The sequence below is a fragment of the Paraburkholderia sp. genome (assembly GCF_049581445.1).
Taxonomy (GTDB): Bacteria; Pseudomonadota; Gammaproteobacteria; order Burkholderiales; family Burkholderiaceae; genus Paraburkholderia.
In genome coordinates, this window is record NZ_JBAURZ010000040.1 from 36445 (window position 1) to 60689 (window position 24245).

At 59.3% G+C, this 24245-nt stretch carries 21 protein-coding genes; 13 read left to right on the forward strand and 8 right to left on the reverse strand.

The window, feature by feature from the left end; translation table 11 throughout:
• Positions 1-113 precede the first annotated feature (113 nt).
• Positions 114-3605 (forward strand): ATP-binding protein, encoded by a 3492-nt coding sequence (locus WCA85_RS02610; RefSeq protein ID WP_424061580.1) that lies wholly within the window; start codon positions 114-116, stop codon positions 3603-3605.
• 61 nt (positions 3606-3666) lie between these two features.
• Here WCA85_RS02610 and WCA85_RS02615 read toward each other — a convergent pair whose 3' ends face one another.
• Complete coding sequence (locus WCA85_RS02615) at positions 3667-3933, reverse strand: H-NS family nucleoid-associated regulatory protein (protein WP_424061582.1); 267 nt, start codon at positions 3931-3933, stop codon at positions 3667-3669.
• 695 nt (positions 3934-4628) lie between these two features.
• Here WCA85_RS02615 and WCA85_RS02620 point away from each other — a divergent pair.
• Positions 4629-4967, forward strand: coding sequence for a hypothetical protein (locus WCA85_RS02620; RefSeq protein WP_424061583.1), 339 nt, complete (start codon positions 4629-4631; stop codon positions 4965-4967).
• Between the two features lie 106 nt (positions 4968-5073).
• Here the strand turns inward: WCA85_RS02620 and phaP are convergent, their stop codons facing one another.
• A complete protein-coding gene (gene phaP, locus WCA85_RS02625) occupies positions 5074-5568 on the reverse strand; it encodes a TIGR01841 family phasin (RefSeq protein WP_424061585.1) in 495 nt (164 codons plus the stop codon).
• 329 nt (positions 5569-5897) lie between these two features.
• Between phaP and WCA85_RS02630 the strand changes: the two genes are divergently transcribed.
• Positions 5898-6380 (forward strand): hypothetical protein, encoded by a 483-nt coding sequence (locus tag WCA85_RS02630; RefSeq protein ID WP_424061586.1) that lies wholly within the window; start codon positions 5898-5900, stop codon positions 6378-6380.
• Positions 6381-6393: 13 nt separating this feature from the next.
• Here WCA85_RS02630 and WCA85_RS02635 read toward each other — a convergent pair whose 3' ends face one another.
• Positions 6394-7587 carry a phytanoyl-CoA dioxygenase family protein gene (locus tag WCA85_RS02635; RefSeq protein WP_424061587.1) on the reverse strand — a complete coding sequence of 398 codons (1194 nt, stop codon included), beginning with the start codon at positions 7585-7587 and terminating at the stop codon, positions 6394-6396.
• 206 nt (positions 7588-7793) lie between these two features.
• Between WCA85_RS02635 and WCA85_RS02640 the strand changes: the two genes are divergently transcribed.
• Positions 7794-8915 (forward strand): branched-chain amino acid ABC transporter substrate-binding protein, encoded by a 1122-nt coding sequence (locus tag WCA85_RS02640; protein ID WP_424061588.1) that lies wholly within the window; start codon positions 7794-7796, stop codon positions 8913-8915.
• Between the two features lie 105 nt (positions 8916-9020).
• On the opposite strand, the gene WCA85_RS02645 is transcribed toward WCA85_RS02640, so the two are convergent.
• From WCA85_RS02645 to WCA85_RS02655, 3 genes are all read right to left on the reverse strand, one after another.
• Entirely contained in the window at positions 9021-10073 is a 1053-nt protein-coding gene (locus WCA85_RS02645) for a LacI family DNA-binding transcriptional regulator (RefSeq protein WP_424061590.1), read from the reverse strand.
• A 76-nt stretch (positions 10074-10149) separates the two neighbouring features.
• Positions 10150-12141: an acyl CoA:acetate/3-ketoacid CoA transferase gene (locus WCA85_RS02650; protein ID WP_424061592.1), complete on the reverse strand. Its 1992-nt coding sequence runs from the start codon at positions 12139-12141 to the stop codon at positions 10150-10152.
• A 412-nt stretch (positions 12142-12553) separates the two neighbouring features.
• Positions 12554-12943 (reverse strand): response regulator, encoded by a 390-nt coding sequence (locus WCA85_RS02655; protein ID WP_424061594.1) that lies wholly within the window; start codon positions 12941-12943, stop codon positions 12554-12556.
• A gap of 687 nt (positions 12944-13630) precedes the next feature.
• Here WCA85_RS02655 and WCA85_RS02660 point away from each other — a divergent pair.
• Positions 13631-13807 (forward strand): hypothetical protein, encoded by a 177-nt coding sequence (locus tag WCA85_RS02660; protein ID WP_424061596.1) that lies wholly within the window; start codon positions 13631-13633, stop codon positions 13805-13807.
• Positions 13808-14070: 263 nt separating this feature from the next.
• Here WCA85_RS02660 and WCA85_RS02665 read toward each other — a convergent pair whose 3' ends face one another.
• A complete protein-coding gene (locus WCA85_RS02665; RefSeq protein ID WP_424061597.1) occupies positions 14071-14604 on the reverse strand; it encodes a hypothetical protein in 534 nt (177 codons plus the stop codon).
• A gap of 485 nt (positions 14605-15089) precedes the next feature.
• Between WCA85_RS02665 and phoU the strand changes: the two genes are divergently transcribed.
• The gene (gene phoU, locus WCA85_RS02670; protein WP_424061599.1) at positions 15090-15797 is read left to right on the forward strand and encodes a phosphate signaling complex protein PhoU; all 708 of its coding nucleotides are present in this window, start codon (positions 15090-15092) and stop codon (positions 15795-15797) included.
• A gap of 58 nt (positions 15798-15855) precedes the next feature.
• Here the strand turns inward: phoU and WCA85_RS02675 are convergent, their stop codons facing one another.
• Positions 15856-16065, reverse strand: a complete 210-nt coding sequence (locus WCA85_RS02675; RefSeq protein WP_424061600.1) for a hypothetical protein — start codon at positions 16063-16065, stop codon at positions 15856-15858.
• A 631-nt stretch (positions 16066-16696) separates the two neighbouring features.
• Here WCA85_RS02675 and WCA85_RS02680 point away from each other — a divergent pair.
• From WCA85_RS02680 to WCA85_RS02710, 7 genes are all read left to right on the forward strand, one after another.
• Positions 16697-17155 carry a Uma2 family endonuclease gene (locus WCA85_RS02680; protein WP_424061601.1) on the forward strand — a complete coding sequence of 153 codons (459 nt, stop codon included), beginning with the start codon at positions 16697-16699 and terminating at the stop codon, positions 17153-17155.
• Between the two features lie 516 nt (positions 17156-17671).
• On the forward strand, positions 17672-18925 hold the full coding sequence (locus tag WCA85_RS02685) for an MFS transporter (protein WP_424061603.1): 1254 nt from the start codon (positions 17672-17674) through the stop codon (positions 18923-18925).
• Between the two features lie 134 nt (positions 18926-19059).
• Entirely contained in the window at positions 19060-19989 is a 930-nt protein-coding gene (locus WCA85_RS02690; protein WP_424061654.1) for a LysR substrate-binding domain-containing protein, read from the forward strand.
• A gap of 116 nt (positions 19990-20105) precedes the next feature.
• Positions 20106-20600, forward strand: coding sequence for a hydroxyquinol 1,2-dioxygenase (locus tag WCA85_RS02695; protein ID WP_424061604.1), 495 nt, complete (start codon positions 20106-20108; stop codon positions 20598-20600).
• A gap of 41 nt (positions 20601-20641) precedes the next feature.
• The gene (locus WCA85_RS02700; RefSeq protein ID WP_424061605.1) at positions 20642-21661 is read left to right on the forward strand and encodes a hydroxyquinol 1,2-dioxygenase; all 1020 of its coding nucleotides are present in this window, start codon (positions 20642-20644) and stop codon (positions 21659-21661) included.
• 32 nt (positions 21662-21693) lie between these two features.
• A complete protein-coding gene (locus tag WCA85_RS02705; protein WP_424061606.1) occupies positions 21694-23160 on the forward strand; it encodes an aldehyde dehydrogenase family protein in 1467 nt (488 codons plus the stop codon).
• Between the two features lie 7 nt (positions 23161-23167).
• Positions 23168-24235, forward strand: a complete 1068-nt coding sequence (locus tag WCA85_RS02710) for a maleylacetate reductase (RefSeq protein WP_424061607.1) — start codon at positions 23168-23170, stop codon at positions 24233-24235.
• Positions 24236-24245: the final 10 nt, after the last annotated feature.

Sequence of the window (24245 nt, forward strand, 5' to 3'; positions counted from 1 at the left end):
AGGCGTTACACTGGGCCTGAAGTCGCTGCGCGGGCCGCAGACGGTGCCGCTTGCAGGCGAATCAAGCCGTCGCAGAGGTCTGCCTGTGCAAACGACGTGAATGACGTGACCCGATGCAGAAGATCCTCGACCGTACCCAGACGTCGCTCAATCAGGCCTTTGCCTCGCTGGCGAAGAACGCCAGGCGCCAACGCACGCTTTATCTAAGTGCCATAGCCGCCCTCATGGCGATCGTGATCGTCTCCGCGCTGCTGCTTGCGGCGCTGGCCCTCGACAAGCAACTCGAATATCGGCGCAGCCTCGCCATGCGATATACAGGTGACATCTCGCTCCTTCTGCATGGCGAGGTCTCGTTCCTGCGGCGCACTGAACTGACCGTCCAGTACTACGAACAGACCAACACGCCGCAAGGTCTGCCTGCGGGCGTCGAGGCTTCGATTCGGGAGACCGGTGTGGCGGTCGGCAATGGCGATATTGCTGGATCGCACTTCGCCGTGCTGGTACCCAAAAGCACCCGCGACGCTTGGGGGGCCGAGTTCAGCCAGAAATTATCGAAGCTGTACGAGGCGGGCCAGTCCACCATCGCGACGCAGCAAGCATTCGACCTCAATTACCGGGCTTTGCTGATCGGGTTGAGGAACGACTACGCATTGATCATGCCGTCTGTTACAGCTCAGGCAGACGGCAGTGTGCCGCCGCTTCATCCAGGCGACGCCGTCACGTTGCGCAGCGTTTTACTGCATGAACTCGAGGTGGAGACTGGCCAGCGCGCGCTGGCTAAAAACCAGCGCGTGTGGGTGGGGCCGTATATCGATCCGCTGCTGCGTGTGCCTGTGATGACGGCGCTCAGCACTTACTACGACGGCGATACACCGGCCACGCTAGTGGCGATGAGCCTACCCGTTGACACGCTTATTGCGTATCTGGGCGGACACGCCAACGCTGATGTGCTGCTGTTGCTGGCGGACGATCAGCGAGTGGTTGCCTCGTCACCACCCGTCGACACCGCCACGGCCAGCATGCTGAGAACGACTGCGGCCCGGATGCCGGATGGCGTCTACAGATACACCCGTGATGGCGTGCTGATGCGCAAGACGATCATGCCGGGGTTCGGTTCGATGGTCGGTTATCTGTCGTGGGGTGGGCTGGTGGTTGCGCTGGGCTGGCAACTCGCCTCCATTGCGGGCGCCGCGTTGTTACTGCTCGTGGGCATCGCTTTGATCGCGCGTTTCTGGGGACTGCGATTACTGAGTAACGCCCATGAGGAAACAACGCGCGCGCTTGAGAACGAGGCGATCAACCATGTGCTCGTCAGCGCAACGCCGATTGGGCTGTGCATCGTCCGCCGCAGCGACTTTGCGATCCTGACCGCCAATACGTTGGCGGGCGAACTGCTGCATATCGAACCGCCCGCCAATTTATTGCCGACTCACATCGCTCAGGCGTTCCGGACGGAGAATGTTGCGGGGACTGCATCCGCCCAGGACGCGCGAATCGTCGTATTCAGAGTGCCCGCGCTGCCCGATCAAGACGGCGTGGCGGGCGCACAGATCCTGCAATTGACCTGCGCCCCGGCGCGCTATGCAGGCGAGGCGGTGCTGTTCTGCGCGGTGCTCGACGTCACCATGCAGCACACGCTCGAACAGCAACTGCGTTCCGCCCAGCAGGCAACCGAATCGACACTGCGGGCGCGCTCAACCTTCTTTGCTTCGATGAGCCACGAGATTCGCACGCCGCTTAATGTGTTGCTCGGCAACCTGGAGTTGCTGGCGCGCGCGCCGGGTCTGGAATCGCACGAACAGCGCTTGCTGTCGCTGAACACCGCTGCCGAAGGGCTGCGCGGTATCGTCAACGACATCCTCGATTTCTCGAAGATCGATGCGGGCGAATTGAAGCTCGTGATTGAATCGTTCAGGCCCATCACCGCCCTCGAAAATCTCGCACTGTCTTACGCGCCGATGATCGCGGGCCGTCCTATCCGGTTCTACTTGCACCTGTCGCCCACGCTCGATCAGGTTTTGTGCGGGGACCGGGCCCGTATCGCGCAGATCGTCAACAACCTGCTTAGTAACGCGCAGAAGTTCACGTCGCGCGGCAAGATCGTGCTTAACGCCGAGGTGCGCGAGGACCCGCAGGGCCGCAGCGCTTTGTTCTGCCGGGTCTCTGACTCGGGGATTGGCATGGATCCGGCGCAAGTGGAAAGAATCTTTCACCCGTTTGTTCAAGGCGAAAGCACGACATCGAGCCGCTATGGCGGGACGGGTCTAGGGCTGTCGATTTGCGCGAGTCTGTGCGAAATGATGGGCGGCCAGATTTCCGTTGAGAGCGTGCAGGGAGTGGGCAGTGCGTTTAGCGTCTCGCTTCCCCTGACACGCCCGCCCGATGCCGAGCGGGCACCGGACGCCCCGCCGACGCGGCGCGGTAAGGTGATGGTGCTTTGCCAGGAAGCAGAGTCAGGTGGGATTGTCGGTGCGTGGCTTGGCAGCATGGGATGGTTTGGCCATAGCGTCAGTTCGGTGCACGCTGCCCACGAGTGGTTGCAGGCGAACCGGCCGGATGCGCTGGTCGTCTCGGGCGAGCATGATCTCGATTTGATTGCCGCCTTGCGGGCGGTGCGGCCAGTGGGTGTGGTGTGGGTGACACGAACCGGTCCGCATCGTCCGACGCAGTGCGCGGACGGCGTCTTCGAAGTCAGCGAGTTCAGCCACCAGGCGTTCCTCGCGGCGGTGGAGATGGCGGCCAACCTGGCAATGGAGCGCGTCACCGACGGTCTTGTTTCTGAAGACGTTTCGTCAACGCGGTCGGTCGCAGCGAACCATTCGCTGGCAGGTACGCCGAACACCGCTGTGCAGGACGCGCTGCCCACTGCGAAGCCGCTATTGGGTCTGGCGATTCTCGTTGCTGAGGATAATCCACTGAATCAGTCCTTGATCCTTGAGCAACTGACGGCGCTTGGATGCGAACCGATTCTTGCGGGCGATGGCCGCCAGGCGCTGGCGGTACTGGAGAATACGGAAGTCGATGTTGTCATGACCGACATTCACATGCCGGTCATGGATGGCTACGAGTTGCTCGCCGCGTTGAACCGGCAATACCCCGGCTTACCGGTGATGGCGTTCAGCGCGGTCAGCGACATGCAGCAGATGGACGAGTGGCGGGAGCGCGGTTTTACCGGGCATATTCCTAAACCCACTTCTCTGAGGGAACTCGAGGCGGCACTTGATGCGTTGTGCGCGAACGACTCAACGTCCGTGCCCGTCGAACCGAGCGAGGCGCCTGATCGCGCTGCGGATGCCGGACCCGAACTGGATGAGGCAACCAGAAACCGTTACATCGCGATGCTAAAGGATCATCTTGGCACCGATCTGCCGAAGTTATCCGCGATCGTGGAGCGCTGCGACCGGCAAGCGTTGCGCGATTGGGCGCACAGTGCGGGTGGGGCGTTTCTGATTATCGGCGAGCCGCAGTTTGCGGCGCAATGTCGTGAGCTTCAGAACCTGTGTCATAAGCATGAACACTGGAATGCGGAAATGGCCACACTTGCCATGACACTGCATGAAGGCTTGCGGAGCCACTTCGGGCTCGATGAGGCTTCGATGCATTGATGAATTGATGAATTGATGAACTGGCGTGCGATTTCAGACAGCGCCGGCATCGTGCCAGGCCTTAACGCCCGGAGCTTGCGCGCTGCGCAGGTGCAACCTCGAAATGATCGATGGACTGACCTGCGCTGATTGCGCGCCGCAGCCACTCCGGCATTTCGCCTTCGCCATCCCAACGGTCACCGTTCGCACTGCGATAGCGGTCCGCACCCTGCACTTTAAGGGGCGCGGCGACCTCGGGTTCGGGTGCGAGGTCTTCGAGCCTGATGCCAAACTCTTCTATTCGATGCCGCAAATACGCCACGATGCGATCGCGTTTCATTTCGTCCATTGATTATCTCCAAGAAATGGTTTGCCCGGAGAGAGAGTCCCGATGCAAAGCGGGTATTCTGTAAAAGCCGATTTCGGGTTGATTAACCCGGCGTATCGAGCCGAAAGCTGCAGAGCAATTGATCCAAACGACAACACGCCGGAGGCTGGGAGCCTTCGGGGATTTGTTGCCAATAGTACGGACGTGGAAGAGCACATAAGTCTAAGCAAAACGAACTGAATCGCGCCGCGCATGAAACGGACTTGCGTTTGCGTATAGCGTCGATTCTCCCCGCCGTTCGTTGCTTGATGAATGGATTGGCGAGGCGACTATTTCAATGACGATTGTTGGAACGTGCGATGAGGCCGTGCGTTACCAGGGCGCCGGGCAGGGCCGCAATCAGTAACCGGAAGGACTCATCTGAATCGGTCAGCCGCGTACGGTTGACCTCGACATGCGAATGGGTGCTGCAAGATTCGCGGAACGCGGCCGCGTTTCCTCAAGCCATCCGTGCAGATTAACACGTGCTGCACGAGGTGGCGCAACTAGTCGAAGAAAAGCCCTTACACATTGCGCTGCGAAGGTGGGGCGTGCCGCATTCGGCAAAAAGAGCGTCACCGACGCGCCACCATTTGCTTATAGTAGAAGCGTGTTGATTCAAGGAACGGACGGGTCTGCCGTCTTTCGACGCGTCAATCTGACGGGGGAACGGTGCGATGACAACACCAGCCGGTTCAGCCTACGCGGTGCGAACAAGCACGCCTGCATCGTTACGCGAGCTTGCCAACTATCTCGAGCTGGCGCTGGATGCAGGTCAAGCCGTGGTCGTTATGCGCTATGGGACAGGCGAACGCCTCGTGTATATCGGCAACCCCGGCAGCTCGCTCGACGAATTGTCGAGCAGCAACGCGGTCGACGCCCACCTTGCCGACGAGATGCTGGCCCTTACCGAGCCGGGCCTGAACCGGATCACCGCCGACGGCCAGGTCTATCGTTTCACGCGCACCCACCGTTATATCGCCGACCGGCAGGCGGTCATTTTCGCGCCGGCCTGAGCACACCCCCGGCGTGTGGTCGGCGCTTGTCGCGCGCAAAAAACAAAAAGCGAACCGGAGTTCGCTTTTTGCAATGGCGGCGTGCTCGCGTCAGGCGAGCGAAATATTACGCGCCGGCCGATACCGTTGCCACGAATTGCTTGGCAGCCTTGGTGGCGGACTCGTACGTTGCGTTGGCTGCCGAGAAGGCCGAGTTCCAAGCAGCAACCGCGCCTTCGCTACCTGCGGGGGCATTCTTTGCCAGGCTTTCGATGAAGCCTTGCGCATCCTTCTGAACCTGCTGGAATTGCGCCGTAGCAGCGCTCGAGAATTCGGCTTGCGCGCCCGAGACGATCTCGTGGACGTGACGGCCATAGGCTGCGAGCTTTTCCGAAGCGGGTTGTTGCAGGCTGCTAACCAGTGCGAACAGTTCGCTCGGGTCTTTCGCGGTGGCTGCCTTCGTCATGATGGCTTGCGTTTCGGCCAGGTTGACTTTGCCAGCTTGCACATTCAACGCGACCAGCTGTTCGAAACCCGCATAAGCCTGGTTCGCGAAACCGAAAAACGTGGACAGACTGGCTTGTTGCGCGGCGATCAATTGTTGGGGGGTAAGCGTGCTCATCACTGCTCCAAAGGGTAAGGCGGCGAGTGCGAGAGGCTCTATATGAAACAAGATCCGCGCGCCGCTAGGGCTAGAAGGTTTATTGTTGCACTGCAACAAAACCAATTGTACGGGGTAATTCTGAGATGTCAACGGAATTCGTTGCTTGCTTTTTTGGCACCTGACATGTACTCGTCATAGTCATTTCTTTCAACTTTCGGTCGGCGGCTCGGGTTGTCGCCGGGGGGAGAATCTGCGGGGAATTGCGAGGGAATGTGCGCCGTCACCGTGTCACCCGTGGCATAGTGCGAGCCATTCACGAGCGACTGCGAAGGAGACAGGCAAAGCAGATGAACAGCCCCCTCGAATCTTATGAGCAGGATCGGGTGATCCTGCTCGACGGCGTGCCCAGGCCGGCCGCCGAGGCCCCCGAGCCTTTTGTCGTCGCCAATGAACGGCGTGTGGTGATTGCCTATCGGATCGCCGAGGCGGATTTCGACCGCTTCGGCCCGTTTGACGATGACGACGACCCGTTCTGCGTGGTCGAGTTTTCCGCCGCCGCGTTTCATCAGTTCGGACCGCCCAACGCTGAGGGGCTTCATGCGCATCCGTTAGCCGGGCAAGGCTTGCGGGTTGATTCAGCGCATGAAATCGTGAACTCGTCACTGGTCGCGGATGCCTGGGGCCCGGACGCCGCCGAGGATGGACACCGCCACTACGTGCTGACGTTTCAGGACAGCACGTATGAGTGTGTCGCGTCGGACTGCACGGTGGTCGGTATCTACGGGAATGGCGATATTGCCAGCCGTGAGGCGTTTTCGTTGTGCAAGTGAGTAAGAAAAGCCCCTACGCCTCCCGCCTCCCGGCCTGCTCACGAAGCGCGGCGATGAATCTTTCCGCGCTCCACCGCTCTGTTAGCGCCCGGCTGAACAAGCCCTGCTGACTCTCAGGCGCAAGTCCGCCCAGCGGCGGGTCGCGGTCCAGGTTCGTCGGAAATGGATAGCCCTCGGCACACGACGCGATCACCGCATCCACTTCTTCCCGCGTCATGCTCTCCGTGCGCATGTGGTCCAGCAGGGCCGGATAGAGCACCTCGCACATCTTCGTGCGATTCAGCGACTCCATTGCACGGCCGTAGGCCGAGGAAACCTGCAGAAGGTTGGCCATGCGTTGAACTGACGTCGTCCGGTTCGAGCCGGCTGCGTGGAAAAGCGCCGGATTGAAGAACAGCGCATCGCCTTTTTCGAGCGGCAGTTGTACGTAGTGCGTCTCAAAGTAGTCACGAAAGTCCTGGCGACGCCATGCGAGGTAGCCCTCGGCATATCGCTGCGAGAAAGGGAGCAGTTTGGTCGGCCCGCTTTCCACAGGCATGTCGCTGTGAGCCACGGCCCCTTGCAGCGTGAGAAATGGGGACATCGTGTGCACATGCGCCGGATAACGCTCGGCTTGCGCGACGGTTTGAAATCCGAGGTGGTAATCGCGATGCGCCTGTTGCGCCTGTCCGCCGGGACGTACGACGTTGACCTGCGACGTCATCTGAAAGTGTGGACCCAGCCACGCCTCGGCGATCGCGCAGAGGGCCGAATTCGCGTAGTAGCGGGCGAACACCGCCGGGGCGCGCAGACAAAGCTTTTCTTGCGCATTCCAGATCCGGTCATTCGCGCCCGCTTTGGCGAAGTGGTCCGCAGCGGCGCCGCCCGCTTCGCGCTCCTCGCGGATAACCGACTCAAAAACCTCGGTCGCCTCATCAACCGGGACGGTGTCCATGTATGCCCGCTTCAGCACCAGCACACCCACGCCCTTGTCTAGTACGTCGGCCCACTCGGCCTGCAGATCCGCGCGCTGCAATGCGTCTTCTAGCACAGCGCCAAGTTCGCGACAGTCGTACAGCGGGATGTGGTCGCGCGTTTCAGTGGCAAACCGCAGCCTGCTGTCATTGGGACGGGGTTGGAGTGCCGCGACAAACTCCGGGAGCGAACAATTCTGTTCGCGGTACCAAGGGCGTACGTGGGCGTCGGGATGCGGTTCGATGGCGTTCATGGCGTCTCCTTCTGTTCTACCCCCCACAATAGCCCTATGGCGGGTGCTTGCGTGACCGTAAAAACCTCAAAAACACCTCAAGACGGAGAGATGGTCATCGTGGCTCTTACGGGCCGCCGGACTAGAGCGTGCAGTGTTGAACCTAGTTGTGTGTTGACCGGTTTGCCCATAATCTGGTCTTTCATTTAGCCCACTTGGAGTTCCGTATGCGCAGTCTCGCAACAACTATGGCCGCTCTGCTGGCCGCTGGTTTTACGCTGTCCGCAAGCGCCCAGGTTGTCGTCACCATTGGTCACTCGGCTCCGCTCACCGGGCCGCAGGCGCCCAATGGCAAGGACAATGAGAACGGTGCACGTCTCGCCATCGACGAGTTGAACAAGACGGGCGTCACCGTTGCGGGGCAAAAGGTTACCTTTAAGCTGGACTCGGAAGACGACCAGGCAGACCCGAAAGTCGGCGTGCAGGTCGCCCAGAAGCTGGTCGACAGCGGAGTCGTCGCGGTCGTTGGACCATACAACTCGGGCGTCGCCATTCCGGCATCGCGCGTCTACAACACCGGCGGCGTGCCGATGTTGCCGGTCGCATCCAATCCCGCTTTGACCAAACAGGGTTTCAAGAACATCTTCCGTATCGGCGCGAGCGACGAGCAGCTCGGCGGCACGATGGGACAGTTCGCAGCGAAGACATTAAAAGCCAAGACTGCAGCAGTCATTGACGACCGCACGGCATATGGTCAAGGCGTCGCCGAACAGTTCATCAAGGTTGCGAAGGCAAATGGCATCCAGATTGTCGATCAGGAGTTCACCAATTCGACGGCAACCGACTTTCTCGGGATTCTCACCACTATCAAGGCCAAGAATCCGGACGTGATTTTCTTTGGCGGTTATGCGGCGCAGGGCGCTCCTATGGCAAAGCAGATGCGCCAACGTGGTCTGCGTGCGAAGCTGCTGGGCGGCGACGGTATCTGCTCGGCGGACATGGGCAAGGTCGCTGGTGACGCCGCGTCGATCGTCTACTGTGCTCAAGGTGGTATCGGACTCGACAAGACCCCAGCCGGTCGTGAGTTCCTGCAGAAGTACAAAGCTGCCTACAACACGGATACGCAGGTCTACGCTGTCAGTTATTACGACGGCGTGAAGTTGCTGGCGGACGCGATGGTGAAGGCCGGAACCACGACCGACAAGGCGAAGCTGATCGCTCAACTCGCCAAGGAAAACTATAAGGGCGTTGCTGGCACGTATTCGTTCGACGAGTACGGCGATCTCAAGGGTGCACCGACCACTGTGTACATCATCAAGGATGGGCTGCCGGTTCCGTACGGGCAGTAAAGCATTTGGAACCCGCTGACGTCCGGGTTCCTTGTTCGATAGACCGATTGCATTAGAGGCACCAGGTTGGCGGCATCTTTGGCTTGCCACCTGGTTCGGTCAGGGTCACGGGTCCAGCGTGCCGAAGCGCTGTTCGACATACGGTGGAATGTTGGCCGGTGTAACGACGACCACAGACGAAGAAGCGCCTACGGCTGAAGCAGGCAGCATCTTATGGAAATGCATAATATGGTGACATGCAGTCCGCATGTCCTGCCGCAGGTCATGGTGCAGCACTGCACTGAGCTTCCCATCGCGGAGCAGATGAACATTGTCCCTGTCCAGGTCATGTCCAATGAAACACGCCGGGACTTGGCCTATGGATTGCAGCGCGCGAAAAATCGCAACGTTGCCGCCTCCCATCGAATAGACCGCAACGATTTTTTTCCTCCGACCCACGGCTTCTCTTACGCGCTCCTCAGTTTGAGTGTCGAGACCGTGACCACCGCTAGCGTCGACGAGTTTCAGCTTCGGATAGCGTCGATGTAGTTCCGCACGAAAGCTCATTTCGCGCTCTTCCTCGCCCCTGAAGCGCTCGTCGCTCATCGTGACCAGAACGTCGCCCTCCGGTCGCACAAGCCATTGGCCAATCAGGTACGCGGCCGTGGCCCCGGCCATTCGGTTATCAAGCCCCGCATAGGCTATTCGCCTAGACAACGGAATGTCAGTGAAAGTCGTAATAACGGGAATGCCTCGCTGTTGCAGTTCGGCAATGGCTTGCGAAATCTCCGGGACATCTCGTGCTTTCAGGAACACGCCGTGGCTGCCTCTGCGACCAATTGCGCTCAACGCATCGAGGACCTCAGAGGTCGTCATGGTGTCCCGCATCAGAAAGCGAGGCCTGAACACGGCTGGATGCAGGCCCGGTAGCTCCGACTCTACCGCTTCACGTATCTCGTCGGAAAACCTGGGAGGCGCCTCGACCACCACATCGATAACAAGCTTGCGCCCGCTGGTCGCCAACTGGAACTGCTGCTTCTCGAGTTCTTTTATTGCGTGCTGGACACGCTGACGCGTGTGCTCGCGCACATGTTCCCTTCCGTTCAGCACGCGGTCGACCGTGGCTAACCCAAGGCCCGCCTGAAGGGCGATTTCTTTCATGAGAAATCGATGACCCATGGTTGGCGGTTCCCAAATTGATGGGTTTTTGAGGTGTTTATGGTACCTCAAGCGTCCGTCTGAGGGCCTCCCCTGACTAACGCGCGTCGTGAGAAGACGCCTCCTCGGGACTCTCGTAGATGTATGTAGCGACGCTGCGACGCTGCAGCGCGTCCCCCAGTTTCATTCGAAGGAAACTGCTTGTCGTGTATCGGGTCACGTCTGCGTAGTAGCGGGTGACAAGACCGTTAACCGTCTCGGAGTAGGCGTCGATCACCTCGGGCGCGATGGCGAAGTTGTCGTAGTTGACAATAGCGTGAGGCCTGACCTTGACGTCGGAGAGCACCCGCTCAACTTCAGCACGGATCGCTTCCACGTCCTCAATGGTCGACACCTTGTGCCCTTCGAAGTTGATGAAGAGCATGTTCTTCTCGGCGTCGTAGCTGAACCGCTCGCTGAGCTTTAGCCTCAACAGCATCGCTCGCAAACCCATCGGTTTATTTTCAAAAACGCGGGCATCCATCAGACGCGGTGGCGACTTGATGATGGGAGTGAAACCCATCTGAGAGACGATGTCTCGCTGCAGGTCGACCCCCGGCGCTATTTCGACAAGTTCTAATCCATCGGGCGTCAGCGTAAAGACACATCGCTCAGTGATGTACAGCACGGGCTGCTTGCGCTCGCTCGCATAGCGGCCACCGAAGGTTCGATGTTCGACTGCATCCACAAACTTTTGACAGACCCCGTCTTGAAGAATCTGCAGACGACCGTCTTTGATACTCACGTTCAACTTGCCGGCGTTAAAAGTCCCGACAAACACCACCTTCTTCGCTGCCTGGGAGATGTTGATGAAACCACCCGCTCCTGCGAGCTTCGGTCCAAACTTGCTGACATTGAGATTGCCTTCGCGGTCGACTTGTGCGAGCCCGAGAAACGCGATGTCTAAACCACCACCGTCATAGAAGTCGAACTGGTAGGGCTGGTCAATGATGGCGTCGGTATTCGTCGCTGCGCCGAAGTTCAGGCCGCCAGCGGGTATGCCACCAATGACGCCCGGCTCTGTCGTCATCGTGAAGAGGTCGCAAACCTGTTCCTCGTTGGCGACGTTCGCTATCCCCTCGGGCATGCCAATTCCGAGGTTCACCACGCTGTTGGCCATCAGCTCGAACGAAGCACGCCGGGCAATAACTTTTCGCTCCGTCAATGCCATGGCCGGAATCGAACTTGCAGCGATGCGAAGCTCGCTCGCAAAGCCTGGGCTGTACGATTCCGCGAAGGTTTGCCAGTGGTTTTCCGGCTTCGCGACCACGACGCAATCGACCAGAATCCCAGGTATTTTGACCTGCCTGGGATTTAGCGTGCCGGACTCGGCAATGCGTTCAACCTGAACTATCACGATGCCGCCGGAGTTACGCGCGGCCATCGCGATGGCAAGCGACTCGAGGGTTAGCGCTTCCTTCTCCATCGTCACATTCCCGTTCGCGTCAGCAGTGGTGCCGCGCACAATGGCGACGTCGACGGGAAAGGTCTTGTATAGAAGGCAGTCGGAACCGTTGACCGATATCAGGCTTACCAGCTCCTCGGTCGTTCGGGCGTTGAGTTTGCCGCCGCCATTGCGAGGGTCGACGAAGGTACCGAGTCCGACTGTGGACAAGTGGCCTGGGCGATGAGCTGCGATGTCGCGGAACAGCTGGGAGATAACGCCTTGAGGGAGGTTATACGCCTCAATTTTGCCTTCTACGGCCAGGCGTTGAAGCCCAGGGACAAGTCCCCAGTGACCACCTATGACCCGCTGGACGAGGCCTTCGTGAGCAAAGTGATTCAAGCCTTTTCGAGCGCCGTCTCCCTGACCGCCTGCGTAGACGAGCGTCAGATTTCGCGGTGCGTCGTGCTCGCTCTCGCCTGAGTCAAGGAACAGCTGCTCCAGTGCGACCGCGATTTCCTCCGCGAAGCCGATGCCGACAAAACCGCCCGTCGCTACCGTGTTGCCTGGGCGAATCAGCCTGACGGCCTGTTGGGCGCTGACGACTTTGCCCCTTTCGACGCTACCGAATGCGGCCGGAAACGGATGTTGAAACCCTGCACTCATGATGTCTCCAAACCGCACCATGGAGCCGTGCTCCGGCGCTGTGTATTTGTTCGGATGTGCTACAAGTCGCTTACTGTGGTCGGCGGCTTGCTGATGGTTGACCATCCGTGGCTGATGGATGGTCGGGTTCAGCTGAAATCATATGGTTCACTGGTAAGAATACACGCCTCGCCGCGGCCCTGTTTCAAGGGACATTTAGTAAAAAGTGAACCGACGCACAATGGTGTAGCACCCTGCTGGACCGTGATATGGACGCGATGGATTGCATACACAGATAAGGGCGAGTCGCTCGCAAAGAACACATGGCAAACCTTCAAGTCAGCATGTTCTAGCACCTGATGGTTCGGGTCGCTATCAGGGTTCGCCGAACGCACGCATTTTGAAACTGCCTTTGCGAGACAGGACGCGGTCGTTACGTTATTTCGCCGCGTTGTAATTGTCGATGTGTGACGTTGTCCGCTAGCAGCCGTCGCATTGTAGCCAGTAACACGCTTCCATCCACGGGCTTACGAAGAAATCCGTCATAGCTGACAAAGGCGGGCGGGCTGGGCTCTCCGGAAACCAGAATGAAGGCGACGTCGGATATCCCGGGGAGCGTGCGCAGGCGATGACAGAGTTCGCTTCCCGAAATGACTGGCATGCGCCAGTCAGCGACCACGATGTCGGCGGGGGACTCGAGGAACATTACGAGCGCCAACTGGCCGTTGCTTGCGGTCTTTACTTCGAATCCGTCAGCAGCGCAGATTGCTGCCCAAGCCGCCAACGCCTCCGAATCATCGTCTACCAGCAGCACGCTTGTCATGCTCGGTCACCTCGGTCTCCAATAATGGTTTGGCAGCGTGATGTTTTCCAAAGTTCAACCAGACACTCGTTGAATCGCCCGCGCCCGCGCCCTGCAAGCTGTAGGGCGTACGAGCGACATTCCGAAATCACGGACGCGCATAGGATGCAACAAATTTGACTCGCATGCATAGACGCTGCCTGGCACATCTCCTGCGTGAGCACAGGCAATGGTCTCACGCTGCTCTGTCCGGGCAGCAGTTCCCGGTGACTGCCGCGGTGCAAAAAAGAGGGAGAATCGCCATGCATCTTCACGAAGGGTCCTTACGCTCGCTCATCGCAAAGTGGCTATTCCCCCATCCGGCCGCGTCCGTAATGATTAAACGTGCGCGTATGCCGGGAACGCATGCCCGTTACATCAGGTTCGGGGCGCAGTGCGGCGGGGAGCGTGTGGTCATGTACTTCTTCCAACATGGCGACGGCGAATGGTACGTTTTTCCTGAAACGGAGCGCGCCGCGATGGACGCATACCACTTAGCCGCGTAGGCCGCCTGACATTCTCCGTCTACGGGAGCGCGACACGCACTACTGCTCCCAGTGATTCGCTTTTTTGCGACGGTGCGCCCGGCACTGGACGTTCCGAGGTAACCTGGCGGTTGCGGAACAAGCCTTGCTGGATATTGTCGTTCGCTAACCGATGGAGACGACAATGACAGCAAGCCATCAGGAACAGAATTCCAATGCAGGAAAGCAGGAGCAAGAGGTTGATAAAGCACTTGAAGACACTTTTCCTGCCAGCGACCCAGTTACCGGTGGCGGTACAACCCGAATTGAGTCTGAGGATGGCGAAAAGGACGAGGATTTAGAAGAAGGCTCGCCAGAGTAGAAGCCCGAGAGAACGGGGATATTTGATTAGCCTCACGACCGCGGCCGCCCGCGAACTAGAGTGCCTGGAGATTGCTGCCTGTCGTCGTTCGCGAAATCAATTTGGCCCAGAGCAATAAAGGCTCAGTTAACCGTGGCTGTCGACCCAGGCGCGAGCCCACGCTAGGCCAACCATTTCCGCTGCGCGCTGTGTGTCGAACGAGCCGAGGATGCCTGACGCCTCAACAAACTTTGTGTCCTTCGTAACGGTGCCGCTTGCTACATTTACTTCCTTCGCTGGTAGTACAGGAGGACCGCCGTTCTTTCGAGCATCGTCACGCCGTCGGCGTTAGTGTCGACGTGACCTAGCTTTCCATCTTCCGAAAGCGCTTTCACATGTGCGGGCGACAAGTTCAGAAGCTGGGCGGCCGCGTCGGTCGACATCCAACCATTGCCTTCATCTTCCTCGAGCCTGTTTCTTTTCTCGGTGGCAAACGCTTGTGGAGAATTCGCAGTTGTTTCACGTCCCCGCAGTACTGTCGCAAACCGGGTCCGACGTTCACGGGCGATTTCGCCGCTCGCCAGTAACTCGTCCTCGATTGCGCGCTGTAGCAACGTGGGAACTGCCTCGCTTAGCGCTTGAGATAGCCGGTCAAGAGTCTTCTTTTTACGGCCATCCAGAACGGCCGCAAGAAGGGCCGCAAGCTCTTCCGTTAGTGCAGTGGCAACCGGCTCGATAGCCGCCTTCAACTCGTTGCTCGCACGCGAGGTTTCCCCTGACGCGGCGTTTCTCTCTTTTGATTTGCGCTTTGCGGCCATATGAGTCCCCGAAATCTTGTAGAAGTGACATATCGACCATGTACGGGATGCCAAAAGCCTCCCGGTGCATGAATATCGTGTTGCGTGCGTCGGGTCGTGGTCGTTTGCCAGAATGTTAGCCGAAGCATGCACGCATGCGCGGTTTGACCGCAATCAGTATTAGCCTGCGCGCAAACGTACCGGACCTGTCGCAGCGGACGAACTGGGCCGTCGCTGGCTGCGTGACCGGGGCGAGTGGTCATGTGTGGTGAATCGAATTCTTTCACTTGAATAATACGGTATATACTGTTTTTATCAACCATCGAAACGGTTGAGGTTTTCAGTCGTGGTGGTCCGGGCACGGTCAGGCGGGGGCACGAGCCAGTGCTCGGTGCGGAACTTGAAAATTCGCCGGCCAGCTCGGCGGTTGACGCCATCCGGTGGATGAAAGACCCCCACGTCGTTGGCGTAGCCAAGTTATCGGGGCCTCGATTGAGGAGAAAATAATGCCGGACAAACATCTCTCACGTCAGTTTGATGCTGACCTCACCCTGCTTTCAACCCGACTGCTCGAAATGGGCGGGCTGGTGGAGTCACAGATTGTCCACGCAATCGAGGCGCTGAACACATTCGACCCGCACCTTATCGAGCGCGTGCTTGAAGCCGAACGCCGCCTCAACGTGATGGAAATGGAACTCGACGAAGAGATTACCAATGTCATCGCTCGTCGCCAGCCGGCCGCTCGGGACCTTCGCTTGTTGATGGCCGCTTCAAAATGCGTAACCAACCTGGAACGCGCAGGGGACGAAGCTCGCAAGATAGTGAAGCGAACCGGACGCATCGCGACGGCCAGCAGCGCGCCAAACATCAATATCACTGAAATCAAGGTTTCGGGAGAAATGGCGCTGAATGTGCTGCGCCGTGCATTGGACGCGTTCGCGCGTATGGACACTGCTGCAGCAGACCAGATTATCAGGGACGACGAGGCCATCGATAACGAGTTTCGGGCGTTCGTGCGCAAGCTGGTGACATACATGATGGAGAACCCACGAGGGATTTCGACGGGGCTCGATTACCTGTTCATCGCGAAGGCCATCGAACGTATCGGCGACCATGCGACCAACATAGCTGAAGCCGTCGTGTACGTTGTTCGGGGTACCGATATTCGCCATGAGCATCGAAAGCAGCGCGAGCGCGAGGCGCTACACAGCTAGGGGCAAAGCGGGGCATGACGGTCCGTTTGGTGGGAGCCCGGATACGAAGTCCCGCGTACTAGTGCGACTCAACGGAATCGGCATGCGCCTGCGCAATTTCGCTTGGGTGTTGCTCGTGGTACGTGTCGAAAAGCTCTGAGCAAAGCTGGGCCAATGATGCCAGGTCGATGGCCTGGTCTGCGAACTCGACCTCTCCTGCGTTAAGCACATCATCCAGAACCGGCGCGAGACGGCGTAATCGCCTGAAAGTGGCGTCCTCAAGTTTCATGTTCGACCTCCTGTCGTCAGCCGGTAATGCCCCTGCTGCGGGGACTTGGCACTAAGGCTTTTGATACATCCCGCTTGCCGGTCCTGCGGTGCCAGCGTTTTTATTCCAATTTTGCGGCGCGCCCGCCACAAAGCGGGTTACGGATTGCCCTGACCTGCGTTGCCAGGTTTTATATGTATCGAGCCATCTCATCCTTTGGCGCGTATTCGTAGTGGACCAAGTTCGCATCATGCTGCCTGACATCGTAAATCATCAAATTGTCGGGTGCTCATTGCATGCTCACGCTCGGTCCGCTGCTGCGATGCACAATAAAATTAAGAAATCAGATGAACATCAGGCTGTTACGAGTCACAGGATGGGAGGCCGAAACGTTGTAGCGGGTCCCGGCAAGACGATTAACTCGGCGGCTGCATCGTGACCAGCATGTCCCTGATTGTGCGTCGCACCAATATATAACGATTGTCAAGGCTTGATCAGGGGGTTTACGCTTACGCGACTTCCCTGCGAGATGACTATGGGCACACCTGCACTTCTGGACCGCCACGAACTTCTCGCAGCGTGGCATCGCCTTGTCCCCGAAGCAGAACCTGCTGGGCACTACAGATACGAGCTAGACGAACTCGGCGACCCAATGCCGAATCTCTCCCCATCCGCCAGGCGTCAGATAGTGCTTACGGACGTCTATTGCCATCTGACTGAGCAGATTGGTCACCTTGCCGCTATGTCGGTGGCAGTTACAACCTCGTCATTCGGCATCAGGGTCCCGGACGTCGTATGGATGCCCTGTGACAAGTGGGAGAGTTTCGACCGGGACGACCCGGCGCCGTTTGTTCCCGACCTTTGCGTTGAGGTGCTGCTTGATAGCGACCGGATGCACGACATCGACCGGCGGGTAGCGGCCTATCTGGAAGGTGGTGCCCGCGAGGTCATCGTCGTTGGCCAGCAAGGGCAGGTTGAATATTGGGGGCCCACAGGCCAGCGGAAAGCCTCGATGTTCGACGTAACGATACCTCTCGACCGCGCATATTTCGAAGAACGTGCCGCAGCATCCAAAGCTGCCGGAGTGGGTCGTCGATACACGACAACCTGAAGAACCTCAGTTCCTCGCACGCTTCACGCTGCGGCGACTTTCATGACCCCGGTCTGTATGCGGTCCGACTTCGGTGCGACCTCGAGCATCTCTAAATGCTGAGTCTACCGAGTTCCGCTGCATTGCTATTCGTGGAATGCAAAGCCCTCCAATATTCATCGTCAAACGAACCGCCACTTGGGTCCTCCGATGTCTACGAGGGATTGTCCCAGGAGGCCACAAACCGACAGGCAATCCCTTCTGCTGGTGGTCGCGCCCGGCTTCCTGGACTCGCATCCGGCTTGCCGCAACCGATTGTTCTGATTTCGCAAATAGCGCGTTCGCCCGTTCTCCGATACTCGATTGGTGAGCCTTGCCCCTATCTTTATGGCGTCAGCCCGGTGAGTTCAAATCGCAGCGCACCAGAAAAACGGCTGGCCATTCTTCGCGACTGAGGTCGCACTCAAAGACATTGGGGTTGAGCCGTGCAGAGACGCTGCCGTCTGCGCACTTGAATCAACCCTCACGGAGACGGAAATGAAGGCAAACGAACGGGATACTTCCTACGAATGGAAGGCGGTGACGCTGCTAGCGCTCGGGTTCGGGTTAGTCGGGCTAGACCGCTGGCTCATCGCGCCGCTCTTCCCGTCAATCATGAAGGACCTTAACCTGACTGCACAGGACGTTGGCAACTGCATTGGCATGCTCGGCCTTTCGTGGGGCGTCTTCGCAGCATTGACGGGTGGCATCTCGGACAAGGTGGGCCGCCGCAAAGTGCTCATCCCTGCCATCATTGCATTCTCGCTGCTCTCGGGTGTGTCGGGTCTCGCGGGCGGCCTCTTCAGCCTGATAGCCATTCGAGGTTTAATGGGTGTCGCGGAAGGGTCCTTCTGTCCCACGAGCTTCGCGGCGACCGACGACGCGTCCCATCCTCGGCGACGCGGTTTGAATCTCGGCCTTCAGCAAAGCGGATTCGCGCTTTTTGGGTTGGCGCTGGCCCCTATCATTGCTACACAATTGCTCAACTATGTTACGTGGCGTTGGGTGTTTGCGCTGGTGGCAGTTCCGGGCCTGATACTCGGCTTGATGATGTTTTATGTCATACGCGAACCCAAGGTGACGCACCGGGTTGCTTCAGGACATACCCCCGCTTCACTCGGTCACGTCCTGAAGAGCAGGAACATTGTCGTAGCGATGGGCGCCCTCTGCTGCGCGATGACCGGGGTGTTCGTTCTGGGCGCGCTGCTGCCGCTTTATCTCACGCAGTATCTGTCGCTGGATACGCAGCGAATGGGGCTCGTTGTCTCGGCGATTGGCTTTGGTGGGTTCCTCGGTCAATTCGGCTTGCCAGGACTGTCTGACATCGTCGGGCGGCGGACGGCGAGCATCGTCGGCTTTGCAGGGACCGCAGTGATGCTCTACATTTTCCGAGGCCTTGGACCGCAGGCGGTTCCATTGTTTGCTGTCCTGTTCGTCGCATCGTTCTTCACGCTCGGCCTCGTCTCGCTGCTATCCGGACCCGTCGCTACAGAAGCTGCGCCAGTCGGTCTTGTCTCGACATCCATTGGCGTCGTCGTTGGCGTAGGCGAAATCTTCGGCGGCGGAATTGCGCCCGCGTTGGGCGGATACGTCGCCACGCACTTCGGCATTCAGAACATTCTTTGGCTGCCGATGGTCGCGGTGGTGTTGGGTATCGCCGTCAGCATGCTACTGAAGGAGACCGCGCCGGCAATCCTGGCGCGTCGTGCGCCCTTGAGTCCGGAACTGGCAGCGGGAGAGCAGCCGAGATAAGGTGACCCGGGACCGTGACTGGTACTGCGGACTCTACGGCGCATAAGCAGTGAAGCGGCCGTCGGTGCGTGATGCACGGCGGCTCCTCCGGTCCATATACACTGAGGGCGTTGAATCCAATAAAAGGATGCGGCATGGACCGGTTTTTAAGCATCGAGGCTTTCGTGAGGGTCGCGGAAGCGAGCAGCTTCACCGAAGCCGCGAGGCAGCTTGGTGTAACCAGTTCAGTGGTGACGAACCGGATTCAACAACTGGAAAAATTCGTCAGCGCGCCACTGTTTCACCGCAGTACGCGCCACGTGCGTTTGTCGGACGTTGGAGAGGCGTTCTACCGCGAGTGCGCGGAGGTTGTCGGTCGCGTCAATGAACTGACGGACCAGATGCGCGAGCTTCGAGCAACCCCTACGGGGCGGCTGCGCATCCAGATGCTGCCGGGCTATGCTCTGGGCCATTTCGGCGCTCCGCTGGCCGAGTTCAATCGGCGCTACCCGGGCATCCAGCTTGACGTGATTGTCAACGACCGTGTCGTCGACCCGGTTGAGGAAGGCTTCGACATCGCGTTCCAGATATTCCCACCTATTTCCGAATCGCTTATCGAACGACGGCTCTTCACCGTTCGCCGCCTGTTCTGCGCAGCGCCTCATTACGTGGAACAACATGGTGCGCCGCAACACCCCCGTGACTTGCTCCAGCACACCACCGCGCTCTACTCCGGATATCCTTCGCGAAACCGGTGGACCATGAAGCGCGGCGACGATGTTGTCGAGATGGAACTGCCGGGGATGATTCGCTCGAATTCGGTTCATTTGCTTCGCGATTACGCGCTCACCGGGGGCGGCGTAGTGTGCTTGCCAACGCTGGTTGCGAGCGCTGCGCTGCTTGATGGCTCGCTGGTTCCGATTTTGACGGACTACGATTTAACTTCACTTCAATTCGCCGCCGTCTATCCGGCAACACAGCGTCAGGCTTTAAAGGTCAAAGCGCTGGTCGAGTTCCTCGTGGGATACCTCGGGCCCGAACCTGCATGGGACGTGCCTTTGATCGAGCGCGGCTGGGTTCGCTAGAGCCGTCATTATTTGCAAAACGCAAATGCCGTAGTCGCCATCCCACGGGTTGTTGCTGTCGCTCCTTGCACCTAGAGTTGAAGCTAACGAAAGCTTCCAACAACCGGAGACAGCAAATGACCGAAACGGCATATCACACTACTTTTGGCTCGCTCGACAGCTATCACAAGGGCGAGATTGAAATCACCAGCGGCAGCGCTCGCCACTATGCGTTCTCGAACATTTTCGAGGTGGCGTCAAAGTCGGCATGCTACGAGAAGGTCGTAGTCGGCAAGAATCTCGAATACGTCATCGAAGTACTCCGAACCGAAGGTGAGTCGCCCTGGTTCGCGTGTGCACACGATGAATTCGTCATCCTGATGGATGGCGAAATCCAGATCGATTTCATAAAGCTCGATACGCCGCCGACGTCAGGGCGCGGGACCATTCATGCTGGCGACAATCCTGCAGGCCGTTCGATGGGGCACGCCGTGCTGCGCAAGGGGCATCAAGCTCTGTTGCCGGCGGGCTGTGCGTATCGCTTTACCGCACGCAAGCCTGGCGTTGCGCTCGTGCAGACCGTTCTCGGCGAGCTGTCCGTGGAGAAGTGGGCGGACATCTGCCTGCACTGATGCATCGTCCAACGACCATTCGAATACCCAGGAGACAAGTTATGGCTACCCTCGAAACCTTCGACCACTCAGCAGGCTTCGCCGCTGATACGGTACGCGCAACGGAACCCGATGCAGTCACCGGATACCGTCGTTTCCAGCTCGGTGAATTCGAGTTTCACCGCGACGAATATTTTGTGAAAATCAGCTGGCCTGCGAAAGGCCAGGCGCGCACTCACGCAGTTCCAGCAGACGCATTCCTGCGCGCGATGATGCGCGATGTTGCGTGGGGCTTCTTCTACGGCTGGGTGAATTTTGACCATGTGTTCGGCACGCGCAATCACTACGGCAAGGTCGATGTTTACGCAGGCTCTTTCAATGGAGTCCTGAAAGACGCTGGCGTCGACTACACCGAAACGTTCGAGACGCCAACCATCATGGCGACCTTCAAGGCCATGCTGCACGACTGGACGAACGAGGGCTTCGACCCGTTCGCGGCCCCGGAGGAAACCGGTAGTGCATTCGGACGCAAACACGGCGACAACAGCGCAGCAATCGAACGTACCCGTATTGCGACGCGAAGGATGCCGGGCCTCGAAGGAGATTCACCGCTGCGCGACGACCTTCCAGTCAACCGGGCGTTTCTCGATGTCGCTCAGGATGAGCCCGAGGTGCACATCGAGCCTGGTTTCGAGAGCGAGCTTCGGGCATTCAATCTCTTCAAGTATCTGTCGCGCTCCGATGTGACGTGGAATCCGTCCGTTACGTCGGTCTGCGGTCGCAGCCTGTTCTGTCCGACGACCGAGGAGTTCATCCTGCCGGTATTCCACGGAAACGACCGCGTCGAATGGTTCCTGCAACTCTCCGATGAAATTGTCTGGGATGTCGGCGACAAGAACTCGGGGGCGCCGCGCGCACGCATCACGATGCGCGCAGGCGACATCTGCGCGATGCCGGCCGACATCCGGCATCAAGGGTACTCGACGAAGCGTTCGATGTTGCTCGTCTGGGAGAACGCCACACCGGATCTTCCGCAGCGATACGAGAGCGGCGAGTTCGCGCCGTACCCGATTGAATTCTAAGTAGCGAGTCAGCAACTCCCTGAGAACGAATTATGCAAAACCAACTTTTCATCGACGGCCGTTTTGTTGATGCCGCCGAAGGCGGCACCATCGACGTGCTCAATCCTCACGACGGTTCGCTTATCACGAAGATCGCAGCGGCGACCGCGGTCGACGTGGACCGCGCAGTCGAGGCGGCCAGTCGAGCTTTCCCGAAATGGTCGGCCATGGCGGCGGCAGAGCGCGGGCTGCTGTTACTTCGCCTCGCTGATGCCATCGAGGCCAACGCAGAGGAACTGGCCCAGTTGGAGTCGCTGGACACCGGTCACCCGATTCGCGATTCCCGGGCGCTCGATGTGCCGCGCACGGCAGCCTGCTTCCGGTATTTCGGTGGCATGGCTGACAAGCTTCAGGGTTCCGTGATTCCGGTCGAGACCGGCTTCCTGAACTACGTGCAGCGCGCCCCCATCGGGGTCGTCGGGCAGATTGTCCCCTGGAACTTTCCGCTCATGTTCACGAGCTGGAAGATGGGACCTGCACTCGCAGCAGGGAATACGGTTGTGCTTAAACCGTCGGAAATCACGCCGCTCTCGACCCTGCGCATCGCTGAGTTGATGGCCGAGGTTGGCTTTCCTTCGGGCGTGGTGAACGTCGTACCAGGCTATGGCCACACGGCTGGTCAGCGTCTCGCCGAGCATCCCGGCGTCGGCAAGATTGCATTCACGGGCTCGACGGCGACAGGGCGACGCATTGTCGAAGCGTCGCAGGGTAATCTGAAGCGCGTGCAACTGGAGCTGGGCGGAAAGGGCGCAAATATCGTCTTTGACGACGCAGACCTGGATGCCGCAATTAACGGCGCTGCGTGGGCAATCTTCCACAACCAGGGGCAGGCATGCATCGCTGGCTCGCGTCTCATTCTGCACGAGCGCATCGCCGATGCTTTCCTTGAGCGCTTCGTCTCGCTGGCGGCATCTATCCGTGTCGGCAATCCGCTCGACCCGAATACAGAAATGGGCCCGCTCACCTCGCTGCAACACCAGGAGCGCGTGCTTGCGTTCGTCGATGTGGCGCGCGAGCAGGGCGGTCGCGTGCTCACAGGCGGTAGCTCCCCGCAAGACCCTGCTCTCGCAAACGGCTACTACGTCCGGCCGACCGTCCTCGAGGCGAAAACGCCGGCTGACCGCGTGGCTCAGGAAGAGGTGTTCGGCCCCTTTGTGACGGTACTGCGTTTCAACAGTGACGAAGAGGCGCTGTCCATCGCGAACGGGACCGACTACGGTCTCGGCAGCGGCCTGTGGACCCGGGACCTTTCACGTGCCCACAAGATGGCTTCGCAAATTAACGCGGGAATGTGCTGGATTAACTGCTACAAGCGCGTCAATCCTGGCAGCCCATTTGGCGGCGTGGGGAAATCGGGCTACGGCCGTGAGATGGGGTTCGAGGCGATGCACGACTACACCGAGGCGCGGTCCGTGTGGGTCAACGTCGACGGCAACGTGCCGCCGCACTTCAAGCGCTGAGGTCAACGTGGAGCGCTTCGTCTATCAGGGTACACCGTCCCGTGTGGTGTTCGAATGGGGGGCGCTTGCGCGGCTCCCAGACGAGCTTACCCGACTCGGCGCGCGTCGTGCGCTCATTCTGTCAACGCCCGAGCAGCGCCACCTTGCTGACCGGGTGAGGGAGATCTTAGGCGAGCGGGCTGCCGGCGTATGCGCTCAAGCAGTCATGCATGTGCCCGTCGAAGTTGCGCGCGCAGCTCGCGAGATGGCTAGGGGACTGGACGCGGACTGCTGCATCGCGATTGGAGGCGGCTCGACAATCGGGCTCGGTAAGGCGATTGCGCTCGAGTCGTCGCTGCCCATCATCGCCGTGCCGACAACTTACGCTGGCTCGGAGATGACGCCGATTTTCGGTCTCACGGAAGGGCATCTGAAGAAGACGGGTCGCGATGCACGCGTGTTGCCGCGTACCGTGCTGTATGACCCGTCTTTGACGCTCTCCCTGCCGCCGGATATCTCCGCCGCTTCAGGAATGAACGCCATGGCGCACGCAGTGGAGGCGTTGTACGCCGAAGACGCGAACCCGGTTATCAGTCTTATGGCGGAGGAGTCGATACGGGCACTCGGTGAGGCCTTGCCTGTGGTCGTCCGCGCGCCGGACGACCAGGCGATGCGCGCACGCGCACTGTATGGCGCGTGGCTCGCTGGGACCTGTCTCGGCGCGGTGGGGATGGCGCTGCATCACAAGCTCTGCCATACCTTGGGCGGCACCTTCAATCTGCCCCACGCGCAGACCCACGCAGCGGTGCTTCCGCACACGGCCCACTACAACCACACTGCGGCGCCGGAAGCGCTGGGCAAAGTTGCCCGTGCCCTCGGCGGTAACCACGCTGCAGATGCCGGTCCGCTGCTGTTCAGACTAAACCAGCAGCTCGGCATATCGGTGGCGCTCGCAGATATCGGCATGCCGGAAAGTGGCCTCGGTAAGGCTGCGGACCTCGCTTGCCAGAACCCATACGCGAACCCTCGTCCCATTGAGCGCGAAGCGATTTACCAGTTGCTTCGGGACGCGTGGAAGGGGAGAGCACCACATTGAGCGGGGAGAC

What these genes read in the sequence shown, in the direction of transcription:
- WCA85_RS02630 (WP_424061586.1), top strand. Translation starts at nt 5,898, where the DNA reads ATGAACAGCCCCCTCGAATCTTATGAGCAGGATCGGGTGATCCTGCTC.
- WCA85_RS02640 (WP_424061588.1), top strand. Translation starts at nt 7,794, where the DNA reads ATGCGCAGTCTCGCAACAACTATGGCCGCTCTGCTGGCCGCTGGTTTT.
- WCA85_RS02705 (WP_424061606.1), top strand. Translation starts at nt 21,694, where the DNA reads ATGCAAAACCAACTTTTCATCGACGGCCGTTTTGTTGATGCCGCCGAA.
- WCA85_RS02660 (WP_424061596.1), top strand. Translation starts at nt 13,631, where the DNA reads ATGACAGCAAGCCATCAGGAACAGAATTCCAATGCAGGAAAGCAGGAG.
- WCA85_RS02645 (WP_424061590.1), bottom strand. Translation starts at nt 10,073, where the DNA reads ATGGGTCATCGATTTCTCATGAAAGAAATCGCCCTTCAGGCGGGCCTT.
- WCA85_RS02675 (WP_424061600.1), bottom strand. Translation starts at nt 16,065, where the DNA reads ATGAAACTTGAGGACGCCACTTTCAGGCGATTACGCCGTCTCGCGCCG.
- phaP (WP_424061585.1), bottom strand. Translation starts at nt 5,568, where the DNA reads ATGAGCACGCTTACCCCCCAACAATTGATCGCCGCGCAACAAGCCAGT.
- WCA85_RS02685 (WP_424061603.1), top strand. Translation starts at nt 17,672, where the DNA reads ATGAAGGCAAACGAACGGGATACTTCCTACGAATGGAAGGCGGTGACG.
- WCA85_RS02635 (WP_424061587.1), bottom strand. Translation starts at nt 7,587, where the DNA reads ATGAACGCCATCGAACCGCATCCCGACGCCCACGTACGCCCTTGGTAC.
- phoU (WP_424061599.1), top strand. Translation starts at nt 15,090, where the DNA reads ATGCCGGACAAACATCTCTCACGTCAGTTTGATGCTGACCTCACCCTG.
- WCA85_RS02655 (WP_424061594.1), bottom strand. Translation starts at nt 12,943, where the DNA reads ATGACAAGCGTGCTGCTGGTAGACGATGATTCGGAGGCGTTGGCGGCT.
- WCA85_RS02620 (WP_424061583.1), top strand. Translation starts at nt 4,629, where the DNA reads ATGACAACACCAGCCGGTTCAGCCTACGCGGTGCGAACAAGCACGCCT.
- WCA85_RS02690 (WP_424061654.1), top strand. Translation starts at nt 19,060, where the DNA reads ATGGACCGGTTTTTAAGCATCGAGGCTTTCGTGAGGGTCGCGGAAGCG.
- WCA85_RS02615 (WP_424061582.1), bottom strand. Translation starts at nt 3,933, where the DNA reads ATGGACGAAATGAAACGCGATCGCATCGTGGCGTATTTGCGGCATCGA.
- WCA85_RS02665 (WP_424061597.1), bottom strand. Translation starts at nt 14,604, where the DNA reads ATGGCCGCAAAGCGCAAATCAAAAGAGAGAAACGCCGCGTCAGGGGAA.
- WCA85_RS02680 (WP_424061601.1), top strand. Translation starts at nt 16,697, where the DNA reads ATGCCGAATCTCTCCCCATCCGCCAGGCGTCAGATAGTGCTTACGGAC.
- WCA85_RS02650 (WP_424061592.1), bottom strand. Translation starts at nt 12,141, where the DNA reads ATGAGTGCAGGGTTTCAACATCCGTTTCCGGCCGCATTCGGTAGCGTC.
- WCA85_RS02700 (WP_424061605.1), top strand. Translation starts at nt 20,642, where the DNA reads ATGGCTACCCTCGAAACCTTCGACCACTCAGCAGGCTTCGCCGCTGAT.
- WCA85_RS02610 (WP_424061580.1), top strand. Translation starts at nt 114, where the DNA reads ATGCAGAAGATCCTCGACCGTACCCAGACGTCGCTCAATCAGGCCTTT.
- WCA85_RS02695 (WP_424061604.1), top strand. Translation starts at nt 20,106, where the DNA reads ATGACCGAAACGGCATATCACACTACTTTTGGCTCGCTCGACAGCTAT.